The sequence below is a fragment of the Sphingomonas sp. CCH9-E2 genome (assembly GCF_001557215.1).
Taxonomy (GTDB): domain Bacteria; phylum Pseudomonadota; class Alphaproteobacteria; order Sphingomonadales; family Sphingomonadaceae; genus Sphingomonas.
On sequence record NZ_LSJM01000442.1, the window covers coordinates 18364 to 38320 of the forward strand.

General features: G+C 66.6%; 14 protein-coding genes. 11 read left to right on the plus strand and 3 right to left on the minus strand.

All coding sequences use genetic code 11. The features are described 5' to 3' along the window. Positions 1-13 precede the first annotated feature (13 nt). The 3 genes from AX681_RS19930 to AX681_RS19940 all read right to left on the minus strand — a co-directional run bounded on the left by AX681_RS19930 (position 14) and on the right by AX681_RS19940 (position 3761). Positions 14-1495, minus strand: a complete 1482-nt coding sequence (locus AX681_RS19930) for a serine hydrolase domain-containing protein (protein WP_197422075.1) — start codon at positions 1493-1495, stop codon at positions 14-16. Positions 1496-1563: 68 nt separating this feature from the next. Then, the gene (locus tag AX681_RS19935; RefSeq protein ID WP_066682675.1) at positions 1564-2625 is read right to left on the minus strand and encodes a DUF1611 domain-containing protein; all 1062 of its coding nucleotides are present in this window, start codon (positions 2623-2625) and stop codon (positions 1564-1566) included. A 2-nt stretch (positions 2626-2627) separates the two neighbouring features. Next, complete coding sequence (locus AX681_RS19940; RefSeq protein WP_066660113.1) at positions 2628-3761, minus strand: dipeptidase; 1134 nt, start codon at positions 3759-3761, stop codon at positions 2628-2630. A gap of 263 nt (positions 3762-4024) precedes the next feature. Between AX681_RS19940 and AX681_RS19945 the strand changes: the two genes are divergently transcribed. The 11 genes from AX681_RS19945 (at position 4025) to AX681_RS19990 (ending at position 19876) form a co-directional block, all read left to right on the plus strand. Continuing rightward, on the plus strand, positions 4025-6838 hold the full coding sequence (locus AX681_RS19945; protein ID WP_066660118.1) for a TonB-dependent receptor domain-containing protein: 2814 nt from the start codon (positions 4025-4027) through the stop codon (positions 6836-6838). A gap of 104 nt (positions 6839-6942) precedes the next feature. Further along, positions 6943-7662: a Crp/Fnr family transcriptional regulator gene (locus tag AX681_RS19950; RefSeq protein ID WP_066660122.1), complete on the plus strand. Its 720-nt coding sequence runs from the start codon at positions 6943-6945 to the stop codon at positions 7660-7662. Between the two features lie 71 nt (positions 7663-7733). Beyond that, positions 7734-7901 (plus strand): hypothetical protein, encoded by a 168-nt coding sequence (locus AX681_RS22185; protein ID WP_156442738.1) that lies wholly within the window; start codon positions 7734-7736, stop codon positions 7899-7901. 104 nt (positions 7902-8005) lie between these two features. Further along, positions 8006-10189: a polysaccharide lyase 6 family protein gene (locus tag AX681_RS19955; protein ID WP_066682678.1), complete on the plus strand. Its 2184-nt coding sequence runs from the start codon at positions 8006-8008 to the stop codon at positions 10187-10189. Beyond that, entirely contained in the window at positions 10186-12363 is a 2178-nt protein-coding gene (locus tag AX681_RS19960; protein ID WP_066665112.1) for an alginate lyase family protein, read from the plus strand. Before AX681_RS19955 ends, AX681_RS19960 begins: the two co-directional genes overlap by 4 nt. After that, the gene (locus AX681_RS19965) at positions 12360-13637 is read left to right on the plus strand and encodes an MFS transporter (RefSeq protein WP_066665109.1); all 1278 of its coding nucleotides are present in this window, start codon (positions 12360-12362) and stop codon (positions 13635-13637) included. The genes AX681_RS19960 and AX681_RS19965 overlap by 4 nt, the downstream gene beginning before the upstream one ends. Then, the gene (locus tag AX681_RS19970) at positions 13638-14387 is read left to right on the plus strand and encodes an SDR family NAD(P)-dependent oxidoreductase (RefSeq protein ID WP_066665106.1); all 750 of its coding nucleotides are present in this window, start codon (positions 13638-13640) and stop codon (positions 14385-14387) included. It begins immediately after the preceding gene. Then, positions 14384-15247, plus strand: coding sequence for a rhamnogalacturonan acetylesterase (locus AX681_RS19975; protein ID WP_066665104.1), 864 nt, complete (start codon positions 14384-14386; stop codon positions 15245-15247). The genes AX681_RS19970 and AX681_RS19975 overlap by 4 nt, the downstream gene beginning before the upstream one ends. 107 nt (positions 15248-15354) lie before the next feature. Then, the gene (locus tag AX681_RS19980) at positions 15355-18240 is read left to right on the plus strand and encodes a TonB-dependent receptor (RefSeq protein ID WP_066665102.1); all 2886 of its coding nucleotides are present in this window, start codon (positions 15355-15357) and stop codon (positions 18238-18240) included. Positions 18241-18338: 98 nt separating this feature from the next. After that, on the plus strand, positions 18339-19082 hold the full coding sequence (locus AX681_RS19985; protein WP_066665101.1) for a FadR/GntR family transcriptional regulator: 744 nt from the start codon (positions 18339-18341) through the stop codon (positions 19080-19082). 149 nt (positions 19083-19231) lie between these two features. Continuing rightward, entirely contained in the window at positions 19232-19876 is a 645-nt protein-coding gene (locus tag AX681_RS19990) for a DsbA family protein (protein ID WP_066665099.1), read from the plus strand. The last annotated feature ends 81 nt before the right edge of the window (positions 19877-19957 follow it).

The following is a 19957-nucleotide window of genomic DNA, read 5'->3' on the forward strand; positions in this document are numbered from 1 at the left end:
CTCCTTGCAGGGTTCAGGGTTTGACCTGATGGAATGCGACATGCGGAAGCGAGCTCAGCGACAGCCGCCACTGGCCCTCGCCGCCATAAAATTGCAGCCGCTCGAACGGTCCGCCCGCGCGGGCGCCGGTGCGGCGTTCGTAGAGCATCGGCCCGATCCGCTCCCAATGCGTCTTCGCTCCCTCGACCACCAACGTGATCGCATCCGGCCCCGCCGCCACGACCTGCCAGTCGCGGGCGGGATCGGCTGGCCGCGCATAATCGCGGCGGTTCATGCGATAGGCGCCAACGGGTACGCGCTCAGACGCCGGAGCGGCGATGCGCGGCGCGGGATCGACCGGGAACAGCCGCCCGATCAGCGCCTCGGTCAGTTCGGTGCGCCCACCATAGCTGCCCGGACCGCCGGTCTCGGACACGAAGAAACCCAGGCCCGCTTCGGGAGCAAGGATCATGTTCGAATGGAAATCGCCGGTATTGCCGCCATGGCCGACCAGCCGCGGCCCGGCCTTGCGCACCACGAAAAAGCCGTGGGCCATGCCCTGAAGGTCCGGGGCATTGGCGCGCGAGTCGCGCATCAGCAGCGCGACCGATTCGGGTTTCAGGATGCGCTTGCCATTGAGCGCGCCGCCATTCAGCAACGCCAGCATGAAGCGGCTCATGTCCGCGCCGCTGCTGCTCGCCGACCCGGCCGGCATCACCGGGCTGAACAGCTCGAACGGCTCGGCGACCAGCCTGCCGTCCTTGACGACATAACCGGTGGCCATGCGCGGCGCGAGCGCGGCGGGCAATGGCTCGCGAAAGCTGGTGGAGGTCATGCCGAGTGGGGCGAAGATGCGCTGTTCGACATAGTCGGGGAAGGAAATGCCCGACACCCGCTCGACAATGTATCCGGCGATGACCGAGCCATAGTTGGAATAGGATATCTCGGTCCCGGCCGGCCATAGCCGTTCGGGGATCCGCCCCTTCATCCACTGCTGATAGGGAACCAGCTTGTCGACCGACGGCGCGGTCAGATTGCCGACATCGCTCATCCCCACTGCATGCGCCATCAGGTCGCGCACGCGGATCGGCTTGCCCTCGAGCGGCGGTATCGTGAAATCGAGATAGGTGTTCACGTCGGCGTCGAGATCGACCTTTCCCGCCTCGACCTGTTGCAGCAGCGCGGACCAGGTGAACATCTTCCCCGTCGATCCGGGGCGGAACAGCGTCCGCATGCCATCGACCGGAATGCCCTTGTCGACATCGGCAAAGCCATAGCCTCGGGAAAACAGGATCTTGCCCTGATAGACCACGGTCACCACCGCGCCCGCGACTTCGCGCGTCGCGATCTGCTGTGCCATCACGCCGTCGACGAAATCGGCGAGCCCGGCGATCCGGGCCGGGGGGATGGTATAGGTCGCGCCGGCAGACGCGCGATCCCTGGCGGCGGCAGGCAGCGCCGTGCCGATCAGCGCGAGCGCGACGGTGGCGCGCAGCCAGGACGATGGACGCGGCATCTTACTCTCCCCATGGATCTGGTTACACGGCGCGACGCCCGGCTTGGGTCCGGTGCGCCGCGCCGCGATCATGCGAGGCAGCTCGCGACGAGTGCGTCGAATGCGGGTCCGCCGCGGATTGGATCGGCGACCGGCAGCCCCAGCCGTTCGCTCTCCCGCGCCATCAGCTCGGCTGCCTCTTCGGCGCTGAACGCCGAGGTGTTGAACGCGAACCCGCCGCAACGGATGGCGGGATTGGTGCGGCTGCCGAGGCGGATCGTCAGCGCGACAATCTCCTCGATCGACGTCAATTCATAGCCGGCCGTTCCCAGCATCTCGCGCCGCCCCGGCTCATGGCACACCACGAACACATCGGGCTGGCTGCCGTGCAGCAGTCCCAGCGATACGGCGGCATAGGATGGGTGGGTCAGCGCCCCCTGGCCCTCGATCACGTCCCAATGGTCGGTCGCCGCGTCGGGCGAGAGCATCTCGGCCGCCCCCGCTTCGAAATCGGAGACGACCGCGTCCATCGGCACGCCGCCCCCCGCGATCATGATCCCGGTCTGGCCGGTGGCGCGGAAATCGCTGTCGATGCCGCGGGCCTCGAATGCGCGCCACAGCGCCAGGGCGGTGTACTTCTTGCCCAATGCGCAATCGGTGCCGACGGTCAGCAGGCGCTTGCCGCTGCGCTTGCGCCCGCTGGCCACCGGGATGTTGGCCGGCGGCACGCGCACATCGATCAGCCGACGACCGAGCCGCTCGGCGACATGCGCGAGGCCGGGAATTTCGGCGAGGCGCATATGCATCCCGCTGATCAGATCCAGCCCCGCCTCGAGCGCATCGAGCAACGCCGCGCGCCAGCTGTCGGGAATCACCCCGCCGGGGTTGGCGACGCCGATGACCATCGCCCGCGCCCCCGCCGCCTGCGCGGCGATCGGCGTCATCCGGATCAGGCCGGTGCTGACCTCGGCCGCGGGCAGGGCATATTCGCCGATGCATCGCTCCGGTGCCCAGTCGCGCAACCCATAGGCCGTCTTGGCAAAGCCCGGCTCGATCGTGTCGCCCAGGAACAGCAGATAGGGTTGCGGCAGCGCGAGGGCGTCGAACGCGGGCGTGTCCGCCGCAACGGCGAGCGGGGTGATCGTGCCCATGCTCAGCCGCCCCAGGTCGCGGTCAGCAGCCGCTGGAAATTGCCGCCCAGCACTGCCTTGATATTGGCGTCGGAATAGTTCCGCCGGATCAGCTCGTCGGCCAGCGCGTACATCTTGAGCGGGTGGTCGAACCCGTCGATATCGATCTTCTCGCGAAAGGCGTAACTGTCCTTATAGGCGCCGCGCAGCATCTTGTTCATCTCCGGAGACGTGTCGTCATAGCCGTACAGGTCGGAATCGGTGCCGATCCCGACATGCTCGATGCCCACCAGCTTCACGACATGGTCGATATGGTCGGCATAGTTGCGAATGGTGGTCGGGTCGGTCTTGCTGACGAAGTTGCGGACCCCGGTAATGCCCATCACGCCGCCCTTCGCCGCCATCGCGCGGATCGCTTCGTCGGTTTTTACGCGGGGATGGTCGATCAGCGCGCGGCAGTTGCTGTGCGTGATTGAAATCGGCTTGGTCGAAATCGCGATAGCGTCGAGCGTGGTGCGGTCGCCGCAATGCGATACATCGATCAGCATGCCGACCTCGTTCATCGCATTGATGATCTCGGCACCGAAATCGCTCACCCCGCCATCGACCCGGTCGGTCGACCCCGACCCGATCCGGTTCTGCGAGTTATAGGTCAGCTGTGCACAGCGCTGGCCCAGCTCGTAAAAGGCTTTGACGTCGGCCGGGCGCACAAAATGGTCGGCATTCTGCAGCCCCATGATCACCGCGACCTTGCCGTCCTTCTTCGCACGCAGAATGTCGGCGAACGTGCTGATCCCGGTCAGGACGTGGCTGTTGCGGGCAACATAATTGCCCCAGATCGCAAAGAAGCCGAACGCCGCCTCCTTCGCGTTCGGTCCGCCCAGGCCGACGGCGTGATGGATCGCGGTGATCCCGCTCGCGCGGAAATCCGCCGCCATCTGATCGCTCATCGGCTTGGCGTAGAAACTGGGTTCGAAGTCGATCTTGATCGGGGCGAGCATGTCGACCACCACCGACTGGCGGACGAGCTCGATCGCGCGCTTCGAATAGCTGCGCCCGGTGACCGGATCGACCTGGAAGCTGGCGCGCGCCAGATGCGGCGCGGCGATCGCGACAGTGCCCAGCGCACCGATGGCTTGACGACGTGATACACGCATTGCTCCACCCCCGCGATTTTCTGATAAGGACAGTATAGTCCCAAACAGAGAAGGTCAACGGGTCGTGGTGTCGCACTGGCCATGATTAGAGGGTTCGAGGGGTGCCGCGGTGCGCGCATCCTGCGCAAAAATCATGAGAATCAGCGAGATAATTGCCCAATCCTCACCCAATAGGAAATATATTGTCCTAATCGGAACATTGTGTCACTTTTCTTGCTCCGGGAGTGGATGGTCGCGAAAGACTGGCCAATTGGGGGGAAGACATGCGCAAGCTTGTATCGAAACTGGGACATGGACTGGCGCGCGGCAGCAGCGCCGCCGCTTTGGGTGCCACACTGCTCGCCGCGACGCCGACGCTTGCGCAGACCGTGCCGGTCGCAGCCGAGGATGAAGCCGCCGATGACGATGTCGTCGTCACCGGATCGCGCATCGCGCGCGACGGGTTCGAACAGCCGACCCCGACGACGGTGCTGGGGGCGGAAGAATTGCGGCAAGGCCAGCGCCAGAACCTGGCGCAGGTGCTCAACGATTCGCCCGCCGTCCGCCCGACCGTCACCCCGCAGGTGTCGGTCGGCAACACGTCGAGCGGCAGCGCGCCGGTCGACCTGCGCGGTCTGGGCAGCAACCGCACGCTGACCCTGGTCAACAACCGGCGCTTCGTCGGCAACAACAATCTCAACTATGTCCCGCTGGGCATCGTCGAGCGGGTCGAGGTGGTGACCGGCGGTGCGTCGGCCGCCTGGGGGTCGGACGCGGTCGCGGGCGTCGCGAACATCATCCTTAAGGACAGCGTCGAGGGGATCACCGTCGGCGGGGTCAGCGGCATCTCGTCGCGCGGCGACGGCGCGCGCTATGGCGGCGATATCACCGCGGGTACCTCCTTCGCCGATGGGCGCGGGCAGCTGCTGTTCAGCGCCGAATATGTGAAGGACGAATCGATTCCCGATCGCAATTCGCGCGACCGGCTGGGCAGCGCCGGGATCGTCCGCCTCAATCCGACATCGACCACCGACCTGCGCCAGATCCTGGTGCCCGACGTCAATTATGGCAACCAGACGCCGGGCGGGCTGATCACCACCGGCGTGCTCGCGGGGCAGATGTTCAACAGCGACGGCACGCTCAGCACTTATGGCGCGGGTACTTCGCTCAACGCCAATCCCGCGATCCGCTTCCCCTCGCAGGTGCTGGGCGGGACCAGCGCCGTCGGGCTGTATGACGTCATCGCCGTGACTACCCCGGTCGAGCGGATCAGCGCCTATGGCCGTGCCACCTATGATTTCGGGGCGGTCAAGCTGTGGGCCGATGTCGCTTATGGCCGGTCGAAATCGACCTATGCGTTCCTGCCCGATATCGGCGTCTCGCCGGCGCTGACGATGTCGGCGACCAATCCGTTTCTGTCGCAATCGATCCGCACCACGCTCGCCAATGCCGGCGAGACCAGCTTCACCCTCGGTCGCTTCTTCACCGGTCCGTACAGCTTGATCTATGACGGCACGCGCGAGCAGAAAGAGGGCGCGATCGGCCTCGACGCCGAGCTTGGCGGCGGCTGGACGCTGCGCGCGCATTTCAGCCATGGCGAGGTCGATTTCGCCCAGCGCATCCGCAATGCGCGGATCGTGTCGCGCTTCAACAACGCCATCAACGCGGTGTCGAGCGGCGGTCAGATCGTGTGCGCGATCAACGCCGATGCCAGCGCCGCCAATGACGATCCCGCCTGCCGCCCGCTCAACCTGTTCGGCCTCCACGCCGCCTCGCCCGAGGCGCTCGCCTATATCCGCGGCACGCAGCAGAACGACACGGTGAACAAGCTCGACGCCGCGGCGGTCGAGGTCCAGGGCGACCTGTTCTCGCTCTGGGCCGGGCCGGTGACGGTCGTGCTCGGCGCGGAAGGGCGGTGGGAGGAGCAGCGTTCGGTCAGCGGGGCGCTCGACCTTGCCGGCGCGTTCGGCCCGCTCAACCTCTACGGCGCACCGGTCAGCGGCGGCTATGACGTGCAGGAAGGGTTCGGCGAAATCGCGCTCCCGCTGCTCAATGTTGCCGAGACGGTCAAGATCGATCTCAACGGTGCCGCGCGCTATTCGGATTACAGCCGCAGCGGCGGCATCTGGTCGTGGAAGGGCGGCGCGACGGCGAACCTGTTCGACACGCTGCTGCTGCGCGGCACGCGCTCGCGCGACATCCGAGCGCCCACCATCGGCGAGCTGTTCTCGACCCGCGCGATCAATGTCGGTCCGCTGGTCGATCGCGATACGGCCGGACGCGCCGCGGCCAACCCGGCCTATAATCCGACCCCGGCGGCGGTAACCACCTACAGTGGCGGCAACCCCGATCTGGTGCCGGAGATCAGCTATACCACGACGTTGGGGGCGACGTTCTCGCCCAAGTTCCTGCCCGGCTTCAATCTCTCGGTCGATTTCTACGACATCAAGATCGAGGGCGCGATCAGCACGCTGTCGGGATCGAACCTGACGCTCGCCTGCCGCAACGGGAACGCCGCCGCCTGCGCACGCATCACCCGCGACGCGACCGGCACGGTCACCGAAGTCCGCTCGAACTCCCAGAATATCGCCGTGTTCGAAACCAGCGGGTTCGATATCGAGGCGTCCTATGTCTTCCCGATGTCGGGCGTCGCCAATCTGCCCGGCACGCTGCGCATCCGCGCGCTGGCAACGCATGTCCGCGATTTCGTGGTCGATACCGGCGTGTCGCGGGTCGATACGGCGGGCGATGTCGGGGCGGGGACCGGCAACGCCATCCCCAGCTGGCGCGGCGTGTTGAGCTTCACCTATCAGAACAAGGTGCTCGGGCTCGACGCGCGGGTCCGCTATGTCGGGGCGGGCAAGTTCAACAGCCAGCTTGATCCGTCGGTCAATCCGACCGGCTATCTGGTGAACAACGATATCGGCGCCTATGCCTATCTCGACCTCGGCGCGCGGGCGAATGTGTCGGACCGGCTGACCTTGTCGCTCAACGTCAACAACGTCCTCGATCAGAAGCCGCCGCTCAGCCCGGTCGGGCCGGTCTTCTATGACGCTGTCGGCACCTATTTCTCGGTCGGCGCGCGCATGAAGTTCTGACCGTTGCGCACTGAAAACGGACCGGCCCGGGCGTCACGCGATGCCCGGGCCGTTTCGCGTCTGGGCCCTTTTGCCGCGCCGTGCGTTGTTTGGCCGTGACCGAAATGATCGCCCGCCACATCGCCCGCATCCGCGCCCGGCATCCGCTCAGCGCCGAGGAGGAGCAGGCGATCCGCGCGACCATCGGCCCCGCCCGGGATGTGGCAACGCACAGTGTCTTCATCGAGGCGGGCGTCCGGCTCGACCACAGCACGCTGATCCTCGACGGCATTGCCGCCCGTTACAAGGATCTGCGCGATGGCCAGCGTCAGGTGACCGCGCTCCACGTCCCTGGCGATTTTGCCGATCTGCACAGCTTCACGCTGAAACGACTCGATCATGTGCTGATGGCGTTGACGCCGTGCCGCGTCGCCATGGTCGCCCATAGCCGCATCGCGGACCTGATCGAGCGCTTTCCGCGCCTCGGGCGGCTCTACTGGTTCTCGACCAATCTCGACGCGTCGATGCATCGCGAATGGGTGTTGTCGATGGGCGTGCGCGACGCACTCGCGCGGATCGCGCATCTGTTCTGCGAGGTGCAGGTGCGGCTGCAACTGGTCGGGCTTGGCGACGCCAGCGGCTATGCGCTCAACCTCAGCCAGATTGATCTGGCCGAATGCCGCGGCCTCACCGCCGTCCACGTCAACCGTTCGCTGCGGCGGCTGCGCGAAATGGGAGTGGTCACCTTCCGCGCCGGGCGGGTCGAGATCACCGACTGGGCGGCTTTGCGCGCGATCGCCGAATTCGACCCCGACTACCTCTATCTCGACCCCGACCCGCTGTGACGGGACTTAACATCGGTTAGCCGGATCGGCCGCGTCCAAGCGCTACCCTCCCGCGTGACAGGAGGACAGCCATGCAATCCGATCTCGATTATTATCGCAGCCGTGCGGCCGAGGAACGCGCCCGCGCCGCTGCCGCGGCCGACCCGGCGGTGCGCCGCGCGCATGAGGAGATGGCCGCGCGCTACGAGCGCGGCGCGGCGGGCGAGAAACTCGACCTCGGCATTGTCGAGCGGGGGTAGCCCTGCTGAAACCACACATCGACGAAATGGTATGAAGCCCCCTTGAAGTGTTCCGACCAATTGGTTAGTCCAATGGGTATAGAGAACAGATTGAGGGGATCGGGATGCGGATTGCGGCGCTCATTGCCTGTGCGGTTGTGGCGGCCCCGCTGCCCGCTGTCGCCGCGGACCATCTCGTCGCGGACCCGGCAGCCTATGCCGCTGCGGTCAAACAGGCGAAGCCCGGCGACCGCATCATCCTGCGCGATGGCGTGTGGCGCGATTTCCAGATCGTGTTCACCGGGCGCGGCACTGCCGACAAGCCGATCACCCTGACCGCGCAGACGCCCGGCGGAGTGATCCTGTCGGGCCAGTCGAACCTGCGCATTGGCGGCGAACATCTGGTCGTCTCCAACCTCGTCTTCCGCGACGGCTACTCCCCGACCAAGGAGCTGATCGCGCTGCGCCGCGATTCGAAGACGCCCGCATCGCACACCCGCCTCACCGGCATCGTGGTCGATCACTTCACCAACCCCGATCGCCGCGCCGAGGATATCTGGGTCGCGATCTATGGCGCCGACAACCGCGTCGACCACAGCTGGTTCGCGGGCAAGGGGAATGCCGGCGTCACCCTCGCGGTGATCCGTCCCAAGGGTCAGCCCGGCGAAAACCGCGCGCGCATCGACCATAATTTCTTCGGCCCCCGCCCGCCGCTCGGCTCGAATGGCGGCGAGACGATCCGCGTCGGCACCAGCGACGAGTCGCTCAGCGATTCGAAAAGCCTGATCGAGAAGAACTGGTTCGAAGGCTGTGATGGCGAGGTCGAGATCGTCTCGGTCAAATCGGGCGGCAACATCATCCGCGGCAACATGGTCGTCGAATCGCAAGGCGCGATCGTGCTGCGCCACGGCAACGGCAATCTGGTCGAGCGCAACATCTTCCTCGGCCGCGGCAAGGCCTCGACCGGGGGTATCCGCGTGATCAACCGCGATCAGGTCGTCCGGCACAATTATCTGGAGGGCGTCACCGGTACCGGCTTCCTCAGCGCGATTGCGGTGATGCACGGCGTGCCGAACTCGGCGATCAACCGCTATCATCAGGTCGCCAATGCGGTGATCGAGGGCAATTCGATCGTCGATGCCGGTCGCATCACCTTCGGCGCGGGCGCGGACGCCGAACGCAGCGCGCCGCCGGTGTCGAGCCGCTTCGCCAACAACCTGATCTACACCGCAACGGGCAAGGACATCGTCCGGGTCGAGGGTGACGCGGCGGGCATCGCCATGGCGGGCAACGTCCAGTCCGGCCCGGCGCCCAAGGGGTTCACCGGCTTCGTCCAGGCGGACATCAAGCTCGTCCGCGCCGCCAATGGCCTGCTCTATCCCGCCGATCCCGCGCTCGCCGCTGTCGGTGCGCCGCGCGACCTGGTGATGCTCAAGCGTGAGGAAGCCGGCCCGTCCTGGTATCCCAAGGACGCCCCCGTCAGCACCGGCCGCACGCTCGACGCCGCGCCGGGTGCGCTGGCACAGGCAGTCGCACAGTCCGGCCCCGGCGACACGATCCGCGTCGCCCCCGGCACGCACCGCGTCACCGCGCCGATCCCGGTCGGTCACCGCCTCACCGTCTCCGGCCCGCGCAGCGCGATCATCGAAAGCGCCGCGCCGACCCTGTTCCAGCTGACCCCCGGCGGCAGCCTCAACCTCAGCGGCGTCACCCTCTCCGCCGCCGCTGCCTCACCGACTGCGGAGCGCGTCGCTCTCATCCGCGCGCCGCAGTCGGTGAGCATTTTGAACTATCATGTGCTGCTGTCCGACGTGGCGGTGCGCGGCGCGGGCGATGTGATCGCCACCACCCCCGGCACCTTTGCCGAGGACATCGACATCCGCCGCTCGACCTTCGTCAACGTCTCGGGCGCAGTCGTCGCCGCCGCTGCCGAAACCGGGCGCAAGGGCCTCTACAGCGCCGAGCGCATCACCATCGCCGACAGCGACTTCACCGATGTCGCGACCATCGCCGATGTCGCCCGGCTCGGCACGGACGAAAGCACCTTCGGCCCGTGGTTTACGATGACCGGCAACCGCGTCAGCGGCGGCGGCGCGGTCCGCCTCTCGGGCGTGCAGAATGTCGCGATCGCCGGCAACCGCTTCGAGCGTGCCAAGGGCATCGCCATCGCCAACAGCGTCGGCGCGCCGGTGATCCGCATCACCGCCAATGTCTTCGCCGCGACGCCCGAACCGGCGATCACCCGCCTCTATCCGCAGGGGACGCCCGACATCGTGCTGGCGGACAATCAGATGGAGGCGCTGCGATGATCCGCACCACGCTCGCCGCACTGCTCCTCGCCAGCGCCGCACCCGCCTTTGCACAGGACGCCGCGACCGCGCCGGTCCTCACCAGCCTCGACGCCTGGCGCACCATGGCCGCCGGGGCCGGGAGCGCTCCGCTGTTCGCGCGCGAACTCGCCGCCGCGCGCAAGTCGGTCGATGTCGGCATCCGCGCCGGGATCGACGTGCCGACCCCCAAGGATCGCGGCGGTGGCCCGACGCATGAACGGCACAAGGCGAATTACAAGCTGATCCAGCAGGCCGGCGCGCTCTACCGCCTGACCGGTGAGCGCCAATATGCCGACTATGTCCGCGACCTGCTGCTCGCCTATGCCAAGCTCTATCCTAATCTCGCCAACCATCCCGCCGCGTCGGATCAGGTGCCCGGCCGCCTGTTCTGGCAGAGCCTCAATGACAGCGTCTGGCTGGTCCATGCGATCCAGGGTTACGACGCCGTCCGCGCCGACCTGACCCCCGGCGAGCGCAAAACGATCGACGAGCAGGTCTTCCGCCGCATGGCCGCGTTCCTGACCAGCGAGGCGCGGACCTTCGATCGGATCCACAATCATTCGACCTGGGCCAATGCCGGGGTCGGCATGGCGGGCTATGTGCTGCGCGACGCGCAACTGGTCGAACAGGCGCTGAAGGGCAGCGACCGCAGCGGCAAGGTCGGCTTCCTGCGCCAGCTCGACCTGCTCTTCTCCCCCGACGGCTATTATGCCGAAGGGCCATACTATCAGCGCTACGCCCTCCAGCCCTTCGTCGTGTTCGCACAGGCAATCGAGGCGAACGAGCCGCAGCGCAAGATCTTCGCCTATCGCGACGGCATCGTGCTGAAGGCGATCCGCACCGCGATCCAGACCAGTTACGGCGGCACTTTCTTCCCGATCAACGATTCGATGCCCGACAAGAGCCTCAAGACCGAGGAGCTCTATCAGGGCGTCGCCATCGGCTATGCCGCGACGGGCGACGCGGGGCTGCTCGACATCGCAAAGTGGCAAAACAAGGTCGCGCTCTCGCCCGAGGGGTTCGCGGTCGCACGCGATATCGCGGCGGGCAAGGCCAAGCCCTTCGCCTTCGCCTCCACGCTGCTGCGCGACGGGCCGCAAGGCACCGACGGCGCGCTCGCCATCCTGCGCTCCGGCCCGCAGGAAAACGCGCAGGTCGTGGTCGCCAAGAACACCGCCCAGGGCATGGGCCATGGCCATTTCGACAAGCTCAACTGGCTGCTCTACGACAATGGCCAGGCGGTCGTGACCGATTACGGCGCCGCGCGCTTCCTCAATATCGAGGCGAAGGAGGGCGGCCGCTACCTTCCTGAGAACGAAAGCTGGGCCAAGCAGACCGTTGCCCACAACACGCTGGTGGTCAACGAAACCAGCCATTTCGACGGGCAGCTGAAACCCGCCGAGGAAGTCGCGCCGACCCAACTGGCGTTCGTCGGCGACGGCCCGCTGCGCTTCAGCATCGGCGAGATGGCGGGCGCCTATCCCGGCATCACCTTCCGCCGCGCGCTGGTGCAAATCGATATGGGCAAGAACGCCCCGCTCGTCCTCGACCTGATGACGGTGAAGAATGCGGGCAAGGCGACCTATGACCTGCCGCTGCATTTCGCCGGCCACATCATCGACACCGACGTCAAGCTCGCGTCGAACGTCACGACCCGTCCGGTGCTAGGCAAGGCCAATGGCTATCAGCACCTCTGGGTCGATGCGACCGGACCGCTGGCGAACGGCCAGGGCCGCGTCACCTGGATCAATCAGGGCCGTTTCTACAGCTATCGCATGGCGACGCCGGGCGCGCAGCTGATCGTCGCCGAAAGCGGCGCGAACGACCCGCGCTTCAACCTGCGCCGCGAACCGGTGCTGATCCAGCGCTTGAGCGGGGCAGGGGACGCCGCCTTCCTCAGCCTGCTCGAACCGCATGGTCGCTACGACGCCGCGACCGAGACCACGACCGGCAGCCGCAGCGGCGTGGCCGGCCTCGCCCTCACCGAAACCGCCGGCGCATGCGTCGCGACGATCACCCTGACCGGCGGCAAGACGATCCTGATCGTCATCGCCACCGACACCAGCGCGGGCAAGGCGCACAGCGTCACTATGAACGGGCGCAAGCTCGACTGGAGCGGCCCGGTCGGCCGCTTCGATGGAGAGAGCAAATGAAATCCGGGTTCCGCTGGTGGATCATCGGCCTGATCGCGATCGCGACGGTCATCAATTACATCGACCGCAACGCGCTCGCCGTGATGTGGCCCGAAGTCGCCAAGGACATCGGCGCCGACAAGGAAGATTATGCGCTGCTGGTGACCATTTTCATGGTCTTCTACGCGCTCGGCCAATCGATCTTCGGCAAGATTTTCGACGTGGTCGGCACCCGCATGGGCTTTGCCATCTCGATCGTCGTCTGGTCGATTTCGATTGCGGCGCATAGCCTGGTGCGCTCGATGCTCGTCCTCGGCATCCTGCGCGCGACGCTCGGCGTCAGTGAGGCCGGTAACTGGCCCGGCGCGGCCAAGGCGAACGCCACCTGGTTCCCGCGCTCCGAACGCGCCTTTGCTCAGGGGATTTTCAACGCCGGCGCCTCGCTCGGCGCGATCGTCTCGGCACCGCTGATCGCGATCCTGTTCGGCTTTGTCGGCTGGCGCACCACCTTCGTCATCATCGGTATCTTCGGCTTCCTGTGGCTCCTCCCGTGGAACTGGGTGTACAAGTCGGATCCCGACGCTCACCCCTGGCTGAGCAAGGCGGAGCGCGAACATATCCTCGGCGCGAACGAGAAGCATGGTGGGACCCACCCCACCGGCTACGCCCCCGCCATGGGCCAGTTGCTGCGCCATCGTCAGGCCTGGGCGGTGATGTCCAGCCGCTTCTTCCTCGATCCGATCTGGTGGCTGTTCGTCTCGTGGCTGCCGATCTACCTCAACGAAAGCTTCGGCTTCGACGTCAAGCAGATCGGCATGTTCGCCTGGGTGCCGTTCGTCGGCGCGATGGCGGGGTCGCTGTCGGGCGGCTGGCTGTCGGGTCGGCTGATCCGGCGCGGCTGGAGCACGGACCGGGCGCGCAAGAGCGTGATCGCATTGGGCTGCATCATCATGCTGCCCGCCTTGCTGCTCACCGCCAGCGCCGCGACGCCGCTCTACGCCGTGCTGCTGATCGCCGCGATCCTGTTCGGCTTTCAGGTCGCGATCAACAATATCCAGACGCTTCCCAGCGACTGGTTCGGTGGCGGCGCAGTCGGCTCGCTCGCCGGGATCAGCGGCACCGCGGCGGTCGCCGGCACGCTGATCACCACCTGGCTCGTTCCCGCGATGACCAAGGTCAGCTTCGCACCGATCTTCATCCTCGGCGCGGCGCTCGTGCCGCTGTCGCTGATCTGCATCTTCATCGGCGGACGCATCGCGCCCGTCCAACCCGACACTCAAGACCAAGGGGCATAAATGCGTTTCAAGGACAAGCTCGCCATCGTCACCGGCGGTGGCCGCGATATCGGCCGCTCGATCTCGCTGCGACTGGCAGCAGAGGGCGCAAAGGTCGTCATCAACTATCGCAGCGACGAAGCGGCGGCGCAGGATACGCTGGCGGCGGTTCAGGCCGCAGGCGGCACCGCACTGCTCCACCGCGCCGATGTGACCAAGGCCGATGATGTCGCGGGCCTGATCGCCGCAGCGGCTCAGTTCGGCGGCACGATCGACGTCCTCGTCAACTGCGCGGGCGGCATGGTCGCGCGCAAGACGCTGGCCGACATGGACGAGGCGTTCTTCGACACGGTCATGGACCTCAATTTCAAGTCCGCCTTCCTCGTCACCAAGGCCGCGCTTCCGCACCTCGCCAGGGGGTCGGCGATCGTCAACCTGTCCTCGCTCGCTGCGCGCGACGGCGGCGGGCCGGGCGCGAGCATCTATGCCGCGTCAAAGGGCGCGCTGACCACGCTAACGCGCGGCTGGGCCAAGGAGCTGGGGCCGCAGGGGATCCGCGTCAACGCGCTGTGCCCCGGCCTGATCGGCACCAGCTTCCACGACATCTTCTCGAAGCCCGAAGGTCGCGCCGCCGTCGCCGGCAACACCCCGCTGCGCCGCGAAGGCCATCCGGACGAGGTTGCGGCGGCCGTCGCCTTCCTCGCGTCCGACGAGGCGTCGTTCCTCACCGGGCTCAACATGGACATCAACGGGGGACTCGCCTTCTCATGACCCGCGCGCTCGCCACCGCCGCGCTCGCTGCCGTCGCCCTCGCACTGGCTCCTGCCATCGCCAGGGCGCAGACGAAGGAGCGCATCGACGCGCCGCCGCTTCAGCCGTACAAGATCGTGCTGGTCGGCGATTCGACCATGGCGGTGGCGAGCGGCTGGGCGTCGATATTCTGCGCGCGCCACGTCAAATCCTCGGTCGCCTGCCTCAATGTCGGGCGCGGCGGGCGTTCGACCCGCAGCTATCGCCAGGAAGGCGGCTGGAACATCGCATTGGCCGAGGCCAAGGTGCCGGGCTACAAGGCGACCTATGTCCTGATCCAGTTCGGCCATAACGACCAGTCGAGCGCGCCCGAACGCTGGACCGACCGCGCCACCGAATTCCCCGCGAACCTGACCAAAATGGTCGAGGAAGTCCGCGCCGCCGGGGCGATCCCCGTGCTCGTCACCCCGCTGACCCGCCGCGTGTTCAAGAACGGCAAGCTCGACAACAATCTCGACGAATGGTCGGAGGAAGTGCGCAAGGTCGCCGCCGCGACCAAGACGCCGCTGGTCGACCTCAACCGCCGCAGTGCCGCCGTGGTGCAGAAGCTGGGCGCCGAAGACTCGATGGCGCTCGCCCAGGCCGAACCGACCGCAGAGGAACGCGCCGCCGCCAAGGCGGGAACGACGCTCAAGCAGCGCTCGACCGAGGAAGCGCGCGAACCCGACCTGCCGACCCGCCCCGGCGGCGCGCGCGGCCAGCACACGCGCAAGTTCGATTACACGCATCTCGGCGAAACCGGGGCAGGGGTGTTCGCGCGGCTGATGGCCGACGACCTTGCCCGCGCCGTCCCGGCACTCGCCTCGCAACTTGTGCCCTGACCAACTGGTAGGACCAATTTGCAGCAATAGGACTAAATAAACGGTTGACAGAATCGCCCTGACCGGCGACCAATCCGGCAATAAGATAAACTTTGGGGAGAGGGCCGATGGCCATGCTCGTTCACGCCGCCCGCACGTCGCGCGCATTTCGCACCATTCTGCTCGCCGGAGCCGCAGCGCCGCTGTTCTTCGCCGCGCCCGCCTGGGCGCAGGACGCCGAACCTACGGCGGAGGACGAGGTCGTCGTCACCGGCATCCGCGAAACGCTACGCACCTCGATCGACGTCAAGAAGCGCGAGACCGCGATCGTCGACGCGCTGTCGACCGACGAGATCGGCGATCTTCCCGCACTGTCGGTGGGTGAGGCGATCCAGACGATCACAGGCGCGACCACGCACCGCGAGAAGGGCGGCGCATCCGAAATCGCGCTGCGCGGCCTCGGCCCGTTTCTCAGCAACTCGACCTTCAACGGTCGCGACGCCACCAACGGTTCGGGCGACCGCGCGGTCAACTTCAACCAGTTCCCGGCGGAGCTGGTCAACAACATCAAGATCTACAAGACCCAGCAGGCCGATCTGGTCGAGGGTGGCGTCGCCGGCACGATCGATATCGGCACGCTGCGCCCGCTCGATTTCGGCAAGATGCGCGTGCAGGGAGAGATCAAGGCGAACTACAGCCCCTATCAGGACAAGGTCACCGGATCGTCCGCTTGGGGCTGGCGCGGCACTCTGTCCTATGTCGACCAGTATCAGCTCGGCGGCCTCGGCGAAGTCGGCATCGCGATCGGCGTCCAGCGCAACGACACCAACAATCCCGAGGAAACCGTGGCGGGCAGCTCGACCTGGACCGCGTGCAACGCGACCATCGTCGTCGCCAACAACAACTGCACCCCGGTCACCCGCCCCCAGGCGGCGGCGGGCACGCCTTTCTTCCTCGCCCCCAATGCGATGGCGTGGCGCCAGATCAGCGAAACCGACACGCGCGATGCGGTATTCGGCGCGATCCAGTGGCAATTCTCGGACCGGCTCGAACTCAATCTCGACGCGCAATGGTCCGACCGCACCTTTGTCGAGCGGCGCCGCGATCTCAACATTTCGGAAATGCGCTACGGCCTGACGAACGTCGTCTATGACGAAAACGGCGTGATCCAGCGGATGAACGGGCTCAGCGCGCTCGAATCGACCGGGTCGAACCTGTCGCGGTCGGAAGAGTATCTCGGCGCGGGCGCCAATCTGCGCTGGAGCGGCGAGCGGCTGACGGTCGAACTCGATGGTGCCTATTCGCGCACGATCCGCACCGAAATCGAAAAGCAGGTCCGCCTGCGCACCGATCCGTTCGACATGAACGGCAACCGCAATTTCTTTGCCACCGCGCCGTTCGCGACCAACAGCATGCGCGTGCCCTATACCTTTGAGGTGCTCCCGGGCAATTTCGCGCCGACGATCACCTTCGACCCGCGGCTCGACCTCAACAATCATGCGCTGTTCTGGGATGACGCGCGCGTCCGCCGGGACGAGAGCCAGCGCCGCAACGAGATCTGGGGCGCGCGCCTCGACCTCGATTACAAGCTCGATGGCTTCATCACCAACATCGCGGTCGGCGGTCGCTGGTCGCAACAGACCTTCACCGATTACGACGTCCGCAACGAACTGACGCTCAATCCCTCCGGTCCGCCGGCCGCCGGGCGTGAGGACGCGCGCATCAACACGCTCTGCCGCACCGCCTTCCCCCAGACCGGGTTCCTGGAGCAGGCGCAGGGCAATACCATCACCAGCTGGGCGACGTTCGACCCGATCTGCCTGACGCGCGAATATACCGGGACCGAAGATATTGGCCGCCCGGCCGACCTGCGCTCGCCCGCCAATCGCGACGTCACCGAGACGATTCTCGCCGGCTATGCCATGGCAGATTATTCCGGCGATCTGGGCGACATGCCGGTGCGCGGCAATTTCGGCGTGCGCGTGGTCAATACCCAGCTGACCTCGATCGGCCTGCGCAGCGCGTTCACCGTCGTCAACAATCCCGACGGCACCGTCACGCTGACGCCCACGCCCGGCACGTTCGAAACGGTGACGCTGGAGGCGCAGACCACGCGCGTCCTGCCCAGCGTCAACGCGATTTTCGAGCTTGAGCCGAACCGCCTGCTGCTCCGCGCCGCCGCCTATCGCGCGCTCTCGCGCCCCGCGCCCAGCGCGCTCGGCGCCGGCCGCACCTTCGTGCTCGATTCCAGCGGCACCACCATCGCCGACGCCATCAATGAAATCCGCGCCAATGGCAGCCCGGCGCTCAAGCCGCTGATGTCGTGGAACGGCGATATCGCGCTCGAATATTATCCGAACCGCGACTCGATCTTCGCCGCGACGCTGTATTTCAAGGAGTTCAGCGGCGGCTTCATCCCGTTCGTGACCAATGAGAATTTCACGATCGGCGGCCAGAATGTCAGCGTGCCGGTGATCCAGACCGCCAATAGCGACCGCAAGAGCCGCTTGTGGGGCATCGAAGTCACGCTCGCCAACCGCTTCTCGTGGCTGCCCAAGCCGCTCGACGGGTTCGGCGGCAAGATCAGCTACAATTATGCCGACACCAATTTCGAGAATGAGGATATCAGCCTCGGTGACATTCTCGACCCGCTGACCGGCAATGTGACCGAAGGGATCATCCCGCCCGCGGGCCTCAGCGGCTTCTCCAAGCACGTCGTCTCGGCGCAGCTCTATTATGAAATCGGCGGCTTCTCGCTGCAGGGGATCTACAACTACCGGTCGAGCTATTATCAGGACTTTGTCGGCGGCAACACGCAGCTGCGCTACGTCCGCGGCAACGACACCGTCGACCTGCGCGCGTCGTTCACCGTCAACCGCAACATCTCGCTGCGCGCCGAAGCGACCAACATTACCGACTCGCCCAAGGTGACCGACATGCCGGTCGTCGGCAGCATCCGGCAGTACCATTATTACGGCCCGCGCTACTTCATCGGCGCTAGGTTCCGGCTGTAGGCGATTCGGGGAGCGGGCTCGCGACGCGTGCAACCCATCGCTTGCGCTTTGGTGCGAAGCCAATAAGGATCGGGCCATGCGAATTGGTGAGGAGCGCAATGGCTGACCGGCTATACCAGGGGATCGCCGATCAGATCACTGCGCTGATCGATCAGGGCGTCTTCCCCCCCGGCACCCGTTTGCCCGGCGAGCGTGAGCTGGCCGAGCGCTTCGGCGTCAGCCGCGTGACGATCCGGGAGGCGGAGATCGCGCTGCAGGCGATCGGCCGCATCGTCATCAAGACCGGCTCGGGCGTCTATGTCACCGACGGCAAGCCCGCCGCGACCGACACTCCGCCCCAGGTCAGCGCGTTCGAACTGACCGAGGCACGCTCATTGTTCGAAAGCGAGGCCGCGGCGCTCGCGGCCTCGACGATCACCCCGGACACGCTCGCCCGGCTCGACGAACTGCTCGAGATCATGGGGCGCGACGACACTGACGATGCCGCATCGACCGCGGCGGATCAGGAATTCCACCTGCTGATCGCCTCGGCTTCGGGCAATCAGGCGGTAATCCATGTGATCAAGCAGCTTTGGCGCATGCGCACCGAAATGCCCGAAGTGCGCACCACCTATGCCAGCGTCTGCCAGCATGACGGCCGCACCCGCCAGCGCGAGCACGCGGCGATCGTCGATGCGCTGCGTATCGGCGACTCCGGCGCCGCGCGCATCGCGATGCGCCAGCATTTCAACCGCCTGCTCGAAGCGATGCTCGACGCGACCGAAGAGCGCGAGATCAGCGAATTGCGCCGCAAGGCCGCGGAAAGCCGCGAACGCTTCCTGATGACCGCGCGCTTGCGCTGAGTGGGGCCAGCGTGCGCTGGACTGCGGCACCGGCCCGCTCCCCCACCCGGCCACCCAAGCAGCGTATCCTAGATGAGTGGTCGTGTGGGGGAGCGGGCCGGTGCCGCACCCCTTTTCAGCGCCGCTGAAAAGGCACAAGGACCTTGCAAATGAAAGCCCTTTTCCTCGCCGCCCTCGCGCTCGCGCTCGCCCTCCCGCTCTCCGCCGCAGCGCAAGACGAGGGCGTCTCCGAATCCGGCGACACCCGCCGCCGCGACGCGGCCGAGGCGATCCGCGAAAAGATCCGCAACGACCCGCTCGCCCCGACCGTTGCGCCGCGCGGGCATGACGTCACCATCGTCGTCTTCTCCGACTATCAATGCGGCTTTTGCCGCCGCTTCAGCCCGACGCTCGACGCACTGATGGCGAGCGATGCGAAGGTCCGCGTGGTCTATCGCGACTGGCCGATCCTCGGCGGCGGGTCCGGCCCGGCCGCGCGCGCCGCCATCGCCGCAAGCTTTCAGGGCAAGCACCTCGCCTTCCACCGCGCGCTGATCGCGCAATCGGGGCGGATCGACACGACCAAGATCCGCGCTGCCGCTGACGCCGCTGGCATCGACTGGACCCGGCTGCAGCGCGATCAGGTACAGCGCCGCGGCGACATCGACGCGCTGCTCGCGCGCACCAACGCCCATGCCCGCACGCTCGGTCTGACCGGCACGCCGGGCATGATGGTCGGCCCGTATCTCGTCCCGGGCCTGGTCGACCTAGCCACGCTCAAGCGCGCCGTGGCCCAGGCGCGGGCGCGGCGGTGACCATTCATTCCTCCCCTGCGCAGCAGGGGAGGGGGACCGCCGGCGAAGCCGGTGGTGGAGGGGCGGCTGCGCAGACAGCCG

Excerpts from the sequence above, each read along its gene's own strand:
- AX681_RS22185 (WP_156442738.1), top strand. The coding sequence starts at position 7,734 with ATGCAATCCGATCTCGATTATTATCGCAGCCGTGCGGCCGAGGAACGC.
- AX681_RS19935 (WP_066682675.1), bottom strand. The coding sequence starts at position 2,625 with ATGGGCACGATCACCCCGCTCGCCGTTGCGGCGGACACGCCCGCGTTC.
- AX681_RS19950 (WP_066660122.1), top strand. The coding sequence starts at position 6,943 with ATGATCGCCCGCCACATCGCCCGCATCCGCGCCCGGCATCCGCTCAGC.
- AX681_RS19930 (WP_197422075.1), bottom strand. The coding sequence starts at position 1,495 with ATGCCGCGTCCATCGTCCTGGCTGCGCGCCACCGTCGCGCTCGCGCTG.
- AX681_RS19940 (WP_066660113.1), bottom strand. The coding sequence starts at position 3,761 with ATGCGTGTATCACGTCGTCAAGCCATCGGTGCGCTGGGCACTGTCGCG.
- AX681_RS19980 (WP_066665102.1), top strand. The coding sequence starts at position 15,355 with ATGGCCATGCTCGTTCACGCCGCCCGCACGTCGCGCGCATTTCGCACC.
- AX681_RS19985 (WP_066665101.1), top strand. The coding sequence starts at position 18,339 with ATGGCTGACCGGCTATACCAGGGGATCGCCGATCAGATCACTGCGCTG.
- AX681_RS19970 (WP_066665106.1), top strand. The coding sequence starts at position 13,638 with ATGCGTTTCAAGGACAAGCTCGCCATCGTCACCGGCGGTGGCCGCGAT.
- AX681_RS19960 (WP_066665112.1), top strand. The coding sequence starts at position 10,186 with ATGATCCGCACCACGCTCGCCGCACTGCTCCTCGCCAGCGCCGCACCC.
- AX681_RS19975 (WP_066665104.1), top strand. The coding sequence starts at position 14,384 with ATGACCCGCGCGCTCGCCACCGCCGCGCTCGCTGCCGTCGCCCTCGCA.
- AX681_RS19990 (WP_066665099.1), top strand. The coding sequence starts at position 19,232 with ATGAAAGCCCTTTTCCTCGCCGCCCTCGCGCTCGCGCTCGCCCTCCCG.
- AX681_RS19955 (WP_066682678.1), top strand. The coding sequence starts at position 8,006 with ATGCGGATTGCGGCGCTCATTGCCTGTGCGGTTGTGGCGGCCCCGCTG.
- AX681_RS19965 (WP_066665109.1), top strand. The coding sequence starts at position 12,360 with ATGAAATCCGGGTTCCGCTGGTGGATCATCGGCCTGATCGCGATCGCG.
- AX681_RS19945 (WP_066660118.1), top strand. The coding sequence starts at position 4,025 with ATGCGCAAGCTTGTATCGAAACTGGGACATGGACTGGCGCGCGGCAGC.